The following is a 12,830-nucleotide window of genomic DNA, read 5'->3' as shown; positions in this document are numbered from 1 at the left end:
GGTCGTTCGCGCGACACGCGGCGGCGTGCGCTGTCACCTGCGCGAATCTCGCACCCGCATGCTCGGGTACGGCATCGGCCTCACACTGCAGGGTTGCACGCTAGGAAGCGCAGGAGAAAAACCATGTCACACGACGACATTCCCACGAGGGAAGACGCTTCATCGCCGCGCGGCGCGCCCGCGGGGCTCACACGGCGCGACGCCGTTCTGGCCGCTGCGGCAGTGGCCGCGCAGACCGCGCTGTTCGGCTGGCCCGGCACGGGCGGGGCGCAGACGGCACCGGCCGCTGCCACCGGTGCAGCGGCTGGCACTGCAGTTGCGACCACTGCCACCACCGCTGCAACCGGCACCGTCGATGGCGAAGCCATCGCCCGGTTCTTCGCGTTCTCCAAGGCCATCACCGGCCATGACGACATCGACCCCATCACCGCGGCGCGCATCAGAGAAGCCATGCTGCAGGGCGACGCCGCCTTCGCGCAGCAGGCCGCGTCGCTCGCGGGGCTGGTGCAGCCCGGCATCGCGCCCGACGCGCTGCTGGGCGCGGCCACCAGCGCCGGGCTGCGCGAGGCAGCGCTGTCGGTGGTCACGGCCTGGTACACGGGCACCGTGGTCGCCGGCCAGAAGACCACCGTGGTGGCCTACGAGCAAGCCCTGATGTACCGCCCCGTGGCCGACGCGCTCACGGTGCCCACCTATTGCAACGAAGGCCCGATGTGGTGGACCGCTGCGCCGCCCGAGGTGGGCGTACCCACGCCGAAGGAGGCTGAGGCGGTTCGCCCCAAGCCCCCGGCGCCGCCGGTGATGCGCACCCAATAGGCAGCAGCCGCAAGGCGCTCCCCTTTCCTTCAACGGCAACGACAACACACAGAGATCCCGATGAAGAAAGCAGTATTCGATTCCGATGGCAACGCGACCGCCGATGTGGTGGTCGTGGGCTCCGGCGTGGTCGGCGCCATGATTGCCGACCAGCTCGCGGGCCAGGGCCATGCCGTGCTCATGCTCGAGGCCGGCCCGCGCATCCAGCGCGCGCAGGCCGTGGAGAACTGGCGCAACATGCCGTTCGCCAACCGCGTGGGCTCCGACTTTCAGGGCCTGTTTCCGCAGTCGCCATTGGCGCCCGCGCCCTTGTACTTTCCGCCTAACGACTATGTCGGCCTTTCGGGGCCCGACGGCAAGGGCTTTCAGCAGGGCTACCTGCGCGTGGTGGGCGGCACCACCTGGCACTGGGCCGCGTCGAGCTGGCGCCATCTGCCGGTGGACCTGCGCATGAAGTCGACCTACGGCGTGGGCCGCGACTGGCCCATCGGCTACGACGAGCTGGAGCCGTTCTACTGCCGCGCCGAGGAGCAGATGGGCGTGGCCGGGCCGAACGATCCGGCGCAGCAGTCGCCTGCCGAACGCAGCAAGCCCTACCCGATGGACATGGTGCCGTGGAGCTACGGCGACAAGCGCTTTGCCGAGGTGGTGAACGCGCACGGCTACAACTCGGTGCCCATTCCACAGGGCCGCAGCACGCGGCCGTGGAACGGGCGGCCGACCTGCTGCGGCAACAACAACTGCCAGCCGATCTGCCCCATTGGTGCGATGTACAACGGCATTCACCATGTGCAGACGGCAGAGGCCAAGGGCACGACGCTGTTGCCCGAGGCGGTGGTCTACCGCATCGACACCGACGCCAACAACCGCATCACCGCCGTGCATTGGTACGACACGAACAAGAAGTCGCACAAGGCCACCGGCCGCCAGTTCGTGATTGCGTGCAACAGCCTGGAAACGCCGCGCCTGCTGCTGCTGGCGGCGAACGACCGCAACCCCACGGGCATTGCCAACAGCTCCGACCAGGTGGGGCGCAACATGATGGACCACTCGGGCTTTCACTGCACCTTTCTGGCCAACGAGCCGCTATGGATCGGCCGCGGGCCGGCGCAGAGCAGCTGCCTGGTGGGGCCGCGCGACGGCGCGTTCCGCAGCGAGTATTCGTCGAACAAGATGATTTTGAACAACATCACGCGCGTGGGGCCGGCCACGCAGCAGGCGCTCAAGCTCGGGCTGGTGGGCAAGGCGCTGGACGAAGAAATTCGCCGCCGCGCGGCCTTTGGCGTGGACCTGTCGATCAGCCTGGAGCCGCTGCCCGACCCCAACAACAGGCTCACGCTGAGCGCCACGCGCAAAGACCCGCTGGGCCTGGCCTGCCCGGAGATTCACTACGACGTGGGCGACTACGTGCGCAAGGGCGCGGCGGCGGCGCACAAGCAGCTGGAACACATCGGCACGCTGTTCGGCGCGACCGAGTTCAACATCACGACCGCGCTGAACGCCAACAACCACATCATGGGCGGCACCATCATGGGCGCCGACCGCAAGGACTCGGTGGTGAACGGCGACTGCCGCACCCACGACCACGACAACCTGTGGCTGCCCGGCGGCGGGCCCATTCCCTCGGCCAGCGTGGTGAACAGCACGCTGACCATGGCCGCGCTGGGGCTGAAGTCGGCCGACGCCATCGGCCGCGCACTGGCGAAGGGTTGAACGCATGAACATCGCACGTGCATGGGCGGCGGTGCTGCTCGTACTGGGAGGTGCCATCGGCAGCGGATTCGGCAGCGTGGCCATGGCGCAGAACGCGCCGGGTTCCGCGACAGTTTCTGCATCGGGTTCGCCGCCGGCCGCGCTCATCGACAAGGGCCGCCAGCTCGCCATTGCAGCCGACTGCATGGCCTGCCACACCGCGCCCGCCTCGCTCGGGCTGCCTGGCGGGGGCAAGCCGTTCGCGGGCGGCTATGCCATCGAGTCGCCTCTGGGCGCCATCTATGCGACCAACATCACGCCATCGAAAGTGGCCGGCATCGGCGACTACACCGAGGCCGAGTTTGCGCGCGCCCTGCGCCAGGGCGTGCGGCGCGACGGCAGCCACCTGTACCCGGCCATGCCGTACACCTCGTACACGCAGCTGAGCGACGACGACACCGGCGCGCTGTACGCCTACTTCATGCACGGCGTGGCGGCAGTGGATGCCGACGCCGAAAAGACCGAGCTGCCCTTTCCCTTCAGCCAGCGCTGGTCGATGGCCATCTGGAACCTGCTGTTCCTGGACAACCAGCGCTTCGTGCCCGACGCGACAAAAAGCGCCGAGTGGAACCGCGGCGCCTACCTGGCCGGCGCATTGGGCCACTGCAGCGCCTGCCACACGCCGCGCAACGCGCTGATGGCCGAGCGCGGCGGCCAGGCGTTGGCGGGCGGCGCGGTCGGTCCCTGGTACGCGCCCAACATCACGTCCGACCCGGTGAGCGGCATCGGCGCATGGAGCGAGCAGGAGCTGGTGCAGTACCTGCGCACCGGCCGCGTCGAGGGCAAGGCCCAGGCCGCGGGCGGCATGGCGGAGGCGGTGCAGAACAGCCTGCAGCATTTGCCCGAACCCGACCTGCGCGCCATTGCGGTGTACCTGAAGGGCACGCCGCCAATCCGCGACAAGGCGGACACCGGCGCGGGCGTGGGCGCTGACGGCAAACCCGCGCACGCATGGGGCGCCGCGTCGAGCACCGAGGCCACGCTGCGTGGCAGCCAGCCGTTCAACAGCGTGGCGCGGCTCAACAGCGGCGAGCATCTCTACAACGGCTACTGCGCTAGCTGCCACCAGTCCAACGGCGCGGGCAGCCGCAACCAGGCGTACCCCAGCCTGTTCCACAACACGGCCACGGGGCTGTCGAACCCGGCCAACCTGGTGGCGGCCATCCTCTATGGCGTGGACCGGCAGGTGGGCGACACGCATGTGCTGATGCCGCGCTTCGACACGCTGTCGTATGTCGACCCGCTGACCGACGTGCAGATTGCCGACATCGCCAACTACGTGCTGGGGCGCTACGGCAACGGCAGCGCGCATGTGAGCGAGGCCGACGTAGCGCTGGCGCGCGCCGGCGGGCCCCGGCCGCTGCTGGCGCAGGTGCAGCCGTACATCCTGCCGGCGATGGGTGTGGCCGTGCTGTTGTTGATTTGGCTGATGGGCGCCTGGTGGGCGCGGCGGCGGCGCGCAAAGCCGGCGGGCTGAGCCGCGTTTGCCGCGGCCGCGGCCCATGCAGCTCAGCGTGGCGTGGCATGCATCGTGCAAGATCGGGGGCATGCTTCCCCTGTCTCCCGACGCGCTGCGCCAGCGGCTGCGGTCTTTCGCTTCCCGCGCGCAGCCCGTGCGCATTCTTCTCACGCTCGGCAGCCTCATGGCGATGTGCGGCGCCACCGGCCACCCCGACGCGGTGATCCCGCTTTTTCTGGGCGCCATCGCCAGCGCGCTCGCTGAAACCGACGACAGCTGGCGCGGACGGCTGCGCGCGCAACTGGTCACGCTCGCATGCTTCGCGGCCATCGCGTTCGCGGTGGAGGCGGCCTTCGGCCTGCCGCTGCTGTTCATCGCCGGGCTGGCGCTGGCGGCCTTCGCGCTCACCATGCTGGGTGCGGTGGAGGCGCGCTACAAGGCCATTGCGTACGCCACGCTCATCCTGGCGATGTACGCCACGCTGGGCATCGAGAGCACGGCGGCGCATGGCGACAGCGCCGCACGCGGGCGCGAGCCCCTGCTGCTGCTGGCGGGCGCTGCGTGGTACGGCGTGTTCTCGGTGCTGTGGTGCGCCATGTTTCCGGCACAGCCGGTGCAGGCGCGGCTGGTGCAGCTCTTCACGGTGCTGGGCAACTTCGTGCGCTTCAAGGCCTCGCTGTTCGAGCCGCTGCGCGGCATCGACATCGAGCGCAAGCGGCTCGCGCTGGCGCAGCTCAATGCCGAGGTGGTGACGGAGCTGAACGCCGCCAAGGAAAGCATCTTCCGGCGCATTGGCGCGCGTGCGCCCACGGGGCGCCTGTCGCGCTACCGCGGCCTGTACCTCATTGCGCAGGACGTGCACGAGCGCGCCAGTTCGTCGCACGACGACTACAACGCGCTGGCCGACGCCTTCTTCCACAGCGACCTGCTGTACCGCTGCCAGCGCGTGCTGGGCCTGCAGGGGCTGGCATGCCAGCGGCTGGCCGACTCGATCGCGCGGCGCGAGCCCTTCGACGCGGGCGCGGAGACGGTGCAGGCGCTGGCCGATCTGCAGAACGCCATTGCGCACGAACGCGCCCGGGCCGCCTCGCCTGAGCGGCTGGCGCTGCTGGCGTCGGTCGAGGCGCTGGCACGCAACCTGGCGCAGCTCGACGGGCAATTGGTGGGCGCCAGCCAGCCTTCGGCGCGCGCCGGCCGCACGGAAATGGGTTTGTTCGACCGCTCGCCGCGCTCGTGGCGCGATGCGGTGGAGCGCGTGCGGCGCCAACTCACGGCGCGCTCGCCGCTGTTCCGGCATGCGCTGCGGCTGTCGCTGGCGCTGGTGGCGGGGTACGGGGTGATGCAGGTCATTCACCCGGCGCAGGGCTACTGGATCTTGCTGACCACGCTGTTCGTGTGCCAGCAGAGCTATGGCGACACCATCGCGCGCATGGGCCAGCGCATCACGGGCACCGCGCTGGGCGTGGTGGCGGGCTGGGCGCTGCTGCAGCTGTTTCCGCAGCCGCTGGTGCAGTCGGTGATCGCGGTGGCGGCCGGCGTGCTGTTCTTCGCCACACGCGCCACGCGCTACCTGCTGGCCACCGCCTCCATGACGCTGCTGGTGCTGATGTGTTTCAACCAGGTGGGCGACAGCGGCGTGCTGCTGGTGCCACGGCTGGTCGACACCGCCATCGGCAGCGTGATCGCCGGGCTGGCGGTGCTGCTGGTGCTGCCGCACTGGCAGGCCAGGCGCATCAACGAACTGGCGGCGGCGGCGCTGCGCGGCCATGCGGGCTACCTGCGGCAGATCGTCGCGCAGTACCGCACCGGCGCGCGCGACCACCTCGACTACCGGCTGGCCCGGCGCAACGACCACAACGCGGACGCGGCGCTGTCCACCGCGGTGTCGGACATGTTTCGCGAGCCGGGCTATGTGCGGCCGCGCGCGGGGGTGGCGCTGCGCTTTCTGATTCGGTCGCACACGCTGCTGAGCTACCTGTCGGCGCTGGGCGCCCACCGTTCCGCGCTGCCCGACTCGGCGCAGATGGCGGTGCTGCGCACGGCGGCCGAAGGCGCCATCGCGGCGCTGGAGGGGCTGGCCGCGGGGCTGGAAAAAGGCGATGTCGGTGGTTCTGTCGACCGTCCGGTGTATGCCGAAGCCGAAGCAAGCGCACGCGCCGCGTTGTTGCAGGCCATTGCCGACAACGGCCTGAACGGTGACAACAGCGACCCGCAGGCGCGAACTTTTCACACCGAGCTCGGTCTCATCTGGCTGCAGATAGACGCCTTGCGCACCCACGCCGGCGAATGGCTGCAGCCCCCAGGCAGCGTTTCCTCGACCGCGCCAGCCTGAGCGAAGACCCCGAGATTCGGTCGATTTGAAAAGGTTGAATTGGCGCGCGCCGGATTTGCCGCCGCGCGCCGGGTAAAATTAACCCTCATGTCCCGCTGGTTTACCGCCACTGTCCTTGCCTTCATGTTGTCCTGCTACGGCTTTGCCGTGCTCGCGCACAGCATGCTGGGTGCCGGGCATGTGCAAAGTGACCCGCAAACCAGCCAGGCCGCACATTTGCCCGTGAGCAGCGTTGCCGTCTCCGACGCGTCGCTGGCCGGCACCGATGCCGATGGCATTGCCGATGTCATTGCCGATGCCGACGCCGACGCCGCATCGGACGACTCCCTCTCCGTCGACGAAGCCGGCTCCGAACACGCCGAGCTGGTCGACGCACGCAACGGCGCACCCGCGCTGTTGCGCTTCACCGAACAGCCGCCCAAGCTGGGCCTGACCACCACCGTCGCGCCGTTCCTCGCGCGGCCCAAGCGCCCACCCCGGGCCGCTTCCTTCGTCGCCTAGGCCTTCAAAAGCCTTCGCGACCGGGAGCCGCCCTGGCTCCCGCCCCCTCGATGCAGGCCTGCCGGCCCTCCGGCCGCACCCGCATCGACACCAGCCGACAACACCCCCATTTCGGGCCGTTTGCCATCTGAACGCGTCATTCCGTCCAGCCGGTGCCGGTCCACCCCTCAAGGAATCATCACAATGAACAACAGCCCTACCGCCTTCAACCCCGCATTCGAGGCGCCCATTGCCTCGGTGCAGGAACGCAACCGCGTGTTGCGCAACACCTACTGGCTGCTCGCCCTGTCGATGGTGCCCACCGTGCTGGGCGCCTGGATCGGCGTGTCGACCGGCTTCTCGCGTGCCATGTCGCCCGGCATCGGCCTGATGGTGTTCCTCGGCGGCGCCTTCGGCTTCATGTACGCCATCGAGAAAACCAAGGAATCGGCCGCCGGCGTGCCGGTGCTGCTGGCCTTTACCTTCTTCATGGGCCTGATGCTGTCGCGCCTGGTCGGCACCGTGCTCGGCCTGCAGAACGGCGCGAGCCTGGTGATGACGGCGTTTGCCGGCACCGGCGCCATCTTCTTCGGCATGGCCACGCTGTCGTCGGTCATCAAGCGCGACCTGTCGGCCATGGGCAAGTGGCTGTTCATCGGCGCCATCCTGCTGCTGGTGGCCGGCATTGCCAACTTCTTCATCCAGTCGAGCGCGCTGATGATGACGCTGTCGGTCGCGGCCATCGGCATCTTCTCGGCCTTCATCCTGCACGACCTGAAGCGCGTGAAGGACGGCCTGGAAACCAACTACATCTCCGCCACGCTGGGCGTGTACCTCAGCATCTACAACGTCTTCCAGTCGCTGCTGGCCCTGCTGGGCATTGCCGGCGGCCGCGACGAGTAATCCCCACGAAGGAATATTTCCATGCGCCTCACCACCAAAGGCCGCTTTGCGGTCACCGCGATGATCGACATCGCCCTGCACGGCCGTTCGGGCCCCGTCACGCTGGCCTCGATCAGCCTGCGCCAGCGCGTGTCGCTGTCTTACCTGGAGCTGCTGTTCGGCAAGCTGCGCCGCGCCGACCTGGTCGAATCGACCCGCGGCCCGGGCGGCGGCTACTCGCTCAGCCGCCGCGCGGCCGACATTTCCGTGGCGGACATCGTGCTGTCGATCGAAGAGCACGACACCGACGCGCGCAACCGTGAAGCCGGCGAGCCGGGCGAAGCCGGGCGCTGCCAGATCGACGACCTGTGGGCCACCGTGAACCTGCGCGCGGTCGAGTTTTTGAAGTCGATTTCGCTGCAGACGCTGGTCGACGAGCAAAAGGCCAAGGGCGTGCAGGCCGCGACCCGGCCCGAGCCGCGCCGCGCCGCGGCCGGCGCACCGGTGCGCAAGCCCTTCATCGTCGACGCGCCGAACTCGGTGTTTGCGCTGGGACGGCGCCACCAGCAAGGCGCCAGCTAGGTCCGCGGGCGGCGCTGTCGGGTCGTTTCCACGACCCCGGCCGGCACCCCCTGCACTCCCCGCCAGCCCATGCGGCCGGGTCTGCCGCCACGCTTCGACGTGGCTGCAAACCCGCCCCCGCATGGGCTTTTTCGTTGTCGCGCGGCGGCGGCTTCAACAAGGCCTCGGCGTGGCCTCAGCGCAGCCTCAGTGCAGTCTCAGCGCGGCACCTCGAAACTCAGCGTCGCCGTGTGGCGCACTTCGTCGTACTTCTTGCCGTCGACGGTGACCGCGCCGTTCACCCGGGCCGTCACCTCCAGCACGTAGAGACCGGGGAACGGCGTGGCGAGCGACACGGTGCCGTCTTTCGCGGGCTTGAGCACGCGGCGCCAGCCTTCGGAGGTGTCGACGTTGACCTGCGTGGCCGGCACCGCATTGCCCTTCCACACCAGCTTGAAGGTGCTGCCGCCGGGCTCGGTGGGCACCAGCTCCAGGTCGTTCATGGCCTTGGTTTCGGCGCGGCCGAAGCGGGCTTGAAACTGGGTCAGCGTGGCCTTGCCGTCCTCGGTGCCGGGACGGCTGGCCACGGCGCGCAGGTCGGCTGTGGCTGGCGATGCGACGGCGACCACGGCGCGGTCGGCCTCGGGGGTCAGCGGCAGGTCTTTGCCGTCGGCCAGAAAGGCGCGTGGCGCGGTGATGCTGGCCAGTGGCAGCGGTGTCTTGTCGAGCGCGCCCACGCGCGCGATGACCGCACCGGCCGCACCGGTTGCCCCGGCAGGTGCGCCGTCGCGCGACAGCCAGAGGTAGTCGGCCTGGGCCGTGCCAGCGGCAACAAGGCAGGCAGCAGCAAAAGACAGCGAGCGAAGGCGGAACGAAAAAAGCATGTGCGAGTAAAGGATCTGTGAGGTGAAAGGTGCCCGCTCAGCGCGGCGAGCCGGTGAACGCCAAGGCCAGGCCCAGGCAGCCCGCAAGCGCGGCGCAAGCAGCGAGCCCCGCCATGCCGCGCGGGCGGTAAGGTAACAGCAGCGCGACCGGCAACGCACCGGCCGACAGCAAGCCCAGCCACGCGACCGTGCCCACGGTGGCGCCCCACGCCATCACGCACGGCACGATGGCCGCCGCCAGCAGCACGGCACCGGCCACACGCAGCGTCAAGCGATGACGCACCGGTGCTTCGCGCAGGCGCGTCAGCTGGTCGTAGTGCCGGTCCATGGCAAGGCTCAGGCCGGCCATGCCGGCGAAGGCCAGCGCCAGGCCGAGCAGCGCGGCGTACCCGGTGCTCACGCGGCGGCTCTCTTGTTCAGATGGCGCAGATGGCGCACTGCGCCAATGGCCGCAAGACCGAAGGCCACCACGCCCAGCTCGACGCCCACGCTTTCCCAGTCGCCGCGCAGCAGTTGCGCCGGCAGGTGGTCGCCCGTGGTCAGCAGGTTGAGCACCGGCAGCAGCAGGCACAGCGCGGCCAGCGCGCCCATCTGCTCGCGCCAGGCCCGCGCCGGTGAACGCACGAAGGCATGCAGCAGCGACAGCGCCCACAGCGTGAAGAACACATGCAGCTCGCGGTCGGCGCGATGCTCCAGCGCCACCGGCAGCAGCCGGTTGGCCCACAGGTAGCCCACGCAGGCCACGGCCAGCCCGGCGATGGCCGCGACGTTCAGCGCCTCCACCAGCCGGTAGACCCGCGCGGTGGCGCCGCCGAACTCGCCCAGGTGCCTGTGCCGCCGCTTGACGATGAACAGCACCGCGCCCGAGCCCATCATCGCGGTGCCCGCCAGCCCGCACAGAAAGTACAGCCACTTCATGCCCCAGCCGCCGAAGGTGGCCATGTGCAGCCCGCCCATGGCCGACTGCGCAAGCAGGGCCGCGCCGCCGTCCGCAGCACCGGGCAGGCGCACGCGCTGCACCGCACCGGTGGCGGCCGAGAACATGGCCATGCCGGTGGTGGCGCTCAGGCGGCGCGCGGATTCTTCTTCGCCGTTCCAGCCGTACACGCCGATGCGCGCGGCCGCGTCGCCCGGGTGGTCGATGACCACTGCGCGCACCGGCTGGCCCATGAGCTGCTGGCCGCGCGCGACGAAGGGTTCCAGCGCGGGCACGTCCATGGCGCGGCCGGTGCGCGCGGGCTTGTCACCGTCGCTCAGCTCGGACGCAAACCGCACCTGTGCCGCGTCGCCCGTGCCGTAGTGCAGCAGCTTGCCGGCCGGCATGAAGCTGGTGCCCGAGATCACGAGGCCGGTGTAGGCGATCATGAATTGAAAGGGCAGCGTGAGCACCGCCACCGCGTTGTGCGCGTCGAGCCAGCTGCGCTGGCCCTTCCTGGGGCGGAAGGTGAAGAAGTCCTTGAAGATGCGCTTGTGCGTGATGACGCCCGACACCAGCGCCACCAGCATCGCCATGGCGGCGATGCCCACGATCCACAGGCCGACGGTGCCCGCGTGCAGCTCGTAGTGAAAGTCGACGAAGTGGTGACCGCCCAGCGTGGCGCGCGCGGCCTGCCCGCCCTTGGCCACCAGCGGCTGGCCGGTGAACGCGTCGAGCGTGGCCGCCGCGTACTGGTTGTTGGCGTCGAACCAGTACACCTTGAGCTCGCCGCCGCCTTGGGCGTCGGACGGCCACAGCTCCCACATCGTCGCGCCGGGGTGGTGCTCTGCCATGTAGGCCATGCCCAAGGCCAGGCGCTGCGCGCGGCTGGCCGTGGACGCACCGTTTGCCGCAGCCTGCGCGGCGGCTTCCTCGGCGTGGTGCTCGGGCGTCATCCAGTGGGTGATCGGCTCGTCGAACACCGCGAGCGTGCCCGTGAGAAACACGGCGAACAGCAGCCACGAGAACCACAGCCCGCACCAGGTGTGCAGCCAGGCCTGGGCCTGGCGAAAGCCGCCCTGGGCCTTGGTTGTCTTGTCTTTCGTGGCCATGGTCAGGCACCCGCGCCGCGCAGCGCCCACCCCAGCCCGCCCAGCACCACGGTCGGCAGCAGCAGCCCGAGCACCACGCGCAGCAGCGGCACGGGCGAGAACGCCCAGATCACCGCGGCGGTGTAGACGACAAAGCTGAGCTGCATGCCCCCGATCACGGCCTCGGCGCGGCCGGTCGGCAACACCACGGGGAGAAAGGCGGCGAGAAAGACGGCCGCGGCGGCGGCCAGCGCATAGCCGCCGAACACGGCGGCCACCACGCGGCACAGAAGCAGCAGGCCCGGAGGCGGGGAAGAAAGTCGGGAGTTCATCGGGGGAAGAAAAACGGAGCGCAAAAAAACGGGGCGCAAAACGCGCCCCTTCCCCTACATGACAAACGAGATCGAAAAAAGGGTCAGGCCGGGCGCCTGATTCAGACCTTTTCAGCCCCCTTTTTTGTCAGAACTTGTAGCCCAGCGTGGCCACCGCGTTGCGCGGCGTTCCGAAGTAGGCCTGGCCGTCGATGTTGCTGTAGTACTTCTTGTCGAACAGGTTCTCGATGTTCAGCTGCAGCGACAGCCTGGGCGTGAACGCATAGCGCGCCATCAGGCTCACGACCGCGCGCGCGCCTTGCGTGTAGCGCAGGTCGACGTCGCCCACGGCGTACGGGTAGTACACGCGGTTCTGCCAGTTCACGCCGCCGCCGATGGTGAGCTGCTGCCAGCGGCCCGGCAGCCGGTAGGTGGTGAACAGCGTGGCCTGGGTGGTCGGCATGGCGGGGTTGATGCGCTTGCCGTCGCCATCGCGGCCTAGGGTGCGCGCAATGCCGGCACTCATTTGCCAGCCCTCGGCAAGTTCGCCGGACACCTGCAGCTCGATGCCCTTGCTGGTCACGCCGCGCGCGCCGTAGTAGGCGCCTTCGGCGGAGTTGGGCACAAGCAGCGTGCCGTCGCGCTGGGCCACGTTCTCCTGCCTGGCGCGGTACACGGCAATGGAGGTGTTGAGCTTGCCGTTCAGGTGCTCGCCCTTCACGCCGATTTCGTAGCTCTTGCCGGTCACCGGGTCGAGGTAGGCGCCGCTCGCGTCGCGGTAGTCCTGCGGCTGCGCCCCAGGTCGGCTCGGCGTACGAACCGTTCCACTCGTAGAAATTGCCGGTGCTCGGCAGTGCGCTGGTGCGCAGGTGGCTCGCCTCCACATAGCGCGACTGACTGTCGGTGATGCCCACCACCAGCTCGTGCTTGCGGCCCAGCAGCTCGAAGGGGCCGGTGGCCTGCAGGTCGAGGCTGTTCTGGCGGAACTCATGCTCGAAGTAGCCCGGCAACGAGCCCAGGCCGGTGCCGGTGAGGCGGTCGAGGCTGCCGTACAGGTACAGCAGCTTGGCGTTCTGCTTGCTCTCGCGGTGCGAGGCGTTGGCCTTGAGCTTCCAGCCGTTGTCCAGGCGGTGCGTGAGGTTGGCAAACACGGTGGTGCTGGTCGTGTCCCAGTGGGTCCACGGCGTGCCGATGGTCTTGGACGCATCCCAGCGGGTGGCGGTGCCGTCACTGAAGGTCAGCGGCAGGCCACCCCAGGTGGACGAGGTGGGCCGGTTGGCCTGCGAATCGATGCCCACGCTCAGCGTGGTGTCGCTCGTGAGGTCGGCGTCGACCACGACGTACAG

Annotated in this window: 12 protein-coding genes; 7 read left to right on the top strand and 5 right to left on the bottom strand. The window is 69.4% G+C overall.

Annotated elements, in window-relative coordinates; genetic code table 11:
- Positions 1-123 precede the first annotated feature (123 nt).
- From VLK31_RS25970 to VLK31_RS25940, 7 genes are all read left to right on the top strand, one after another.
- Positions 124-816, top strand: coding sequence for a sugar dehydrogenase complex small subunit (locus VLK31_RS25970; RefSeq protein ID WP_409171352.1), 693 nt, complete (start codon positions 124-126; stop codon positions 814-816).
- 60 nt (positions 817-876) lie between these two features.
- Entirely contained in the window at positions 877-2,529 is a 1,653-nt protein-coding gene (locus VLK31_RS25965) for a GMC family oxidoreductase (protein ID WP_409171351.1), read from the top strand.
- A 4-nt stretch (positions 2,530-2,533) separates the two neighbouring features.
- Positions 2,534-4,045, top strand: coding sequence for a c-type cytochrome (locus VLK31_RS25960; RefSeq protein ID WP_409171350.1), 1,512 nt, complete (start codon positions 2,534-2,536; stop codon positions 4,043-4,045).
- A gap of 70 nt (positions 4,046-4,115) precedes the next feature.
- Positions 4,116-6,359 carry a YccS family putative transporter gene (gene yccS, locus VLK31_RS25955; RefSeq protein WP_409171349.1) on the top strand — a complete coding sequence of 748 codons (2,244 nt, stop codon included), beginning with the start codon at positions 4,116-4,118 and terminating at the stop codon, positions 6,357-6,359.
- Between the two features lie 87 nt (positions 6,360-6,446).
- The gene (locus VLK31_RS25950) at positions 6,447-6,860 is read left to right on the top strand and encodes a hypothetical protein (RefSeq protein ID WP_409171348.1); all 414 of its coding nucleotides are present in this window, start codon (positions 6,447-6,449) and stop codon (positions 6,858-6,860) included.
- Positions 6,861-7,043: 183 nt separating this feature from the next.
- A complete protein-coding gene (locus tag VLK31_RS25945; RefSeq protein WP_409171347.1) occupies positions 7,044-7,742 on the top strand; it encodes a Bax inhibitor-1/YccA family protein in 699 nt (232 codons plus the stop codon).
- 21 nt (positions 7,743-7,763) lie between these two features.
- Positions 7,764-8,303 carry an Rrf2 family transcriptional regulator gene (locus VLK31_RS25940; protein ID WP_409171346.1) on the top strand — a complete coding sequence of 180 codons (540 nt, stop codon included), beginning with the start codon at positions 7,764-7,766 and terminating at the stop codon, positions 8,301-8,303.
- A 197-nt stretch (positions 8,304-8,500) separates the two neighbouring features.
- Here VLK31_RS25940 and VLK31_RS25935 read toward each other — a convergent pair whose 3' ends face one another.
- The 5 genes from VLK31_RS25935 to VLK31_RS25915 all read right to left on the bottom strand — a co-directional run bounded on the left by VLK31_RS25935 (position 8,501) and on the right by VLK31_RS25915 (position 12,370).
- Complete coding sequence (locus VLK31_RS25935) at positions 8,501-9,166, bottom strand: hypothetical protein (protein WP_409171345.1); 666 nt, start codon at positions 9,164-9,166, stop codon at positions 8,501-8,503.
- A 37-nt stretch (positions 9,167-9,203) separates the two neighbouring features.
- Positions 9,204-9,566: a DUF3325 domain-containing protein gene (locus VLK31_RS25930; protein WP_409171344.1), complete on the bottom strand. Its 363-nt coding sequence runs from the start codon at positions 9,564-9,566 to the stop codon at positions 9,204-9,206.
- The gene (locus VLK31_RS25925) at positions 9,563-11,194 is read right to left on the bottom strand and encodes a PepSY-associated TM helix domain-containing protein (protein WP_409171343.1); all 1,632 of its coding nucleotides are present in this window, start codon (positions 11,192-11,194) and stop codon (positions 9,563-9,565) included. Before VLK31_RS25925 ends, VLK31_RS25930 begins: the two co-directional genes overlap by 4 nt.
- A 2-nt stretch (positions 11,195-11,196) precedes the next feature.
- A complete protein-coding gene (locus tag VLK31_RS25920; protein WP_409171342.1) occupies positions 11,197-11,505 on the bottom strand; it encodes a hypothetical protein in 309 nt (102 codons plus the stop codon).
- 127 nt (positions 11,506-11,632) lie between these two features.
- Positions 11,633-12,370: a TonB-dependent receptor domain-containing protein gene (locus tag VLK31_RS25915; RefSeq protein WP_409171448.1), complete on the bottom strand. Its 738-nt coding sequence runs from the start codon at positions 12,368-12,370 to the stop codon at positions 11,633-11,635.
- Positions 12,371-12,830 lie beyond the last annotated feature (460 nt).

It is taken from the genome of Variovorax sp. H27-G14 (assembly GCF_046156345.1).
In the GTDB taxonomy this organism is placed as follows: domain Bacteria; phylum Pseudomonadota; class Gammaproteobacteria; order Burkholderiales; family Burkholderiaceae_C; genus Variovorax.
The sequence above is the reverse complement of the archived record's forward strand: the minus strand, read 5'-3'. Positions and strand labels throughout refer to the sequence as shown.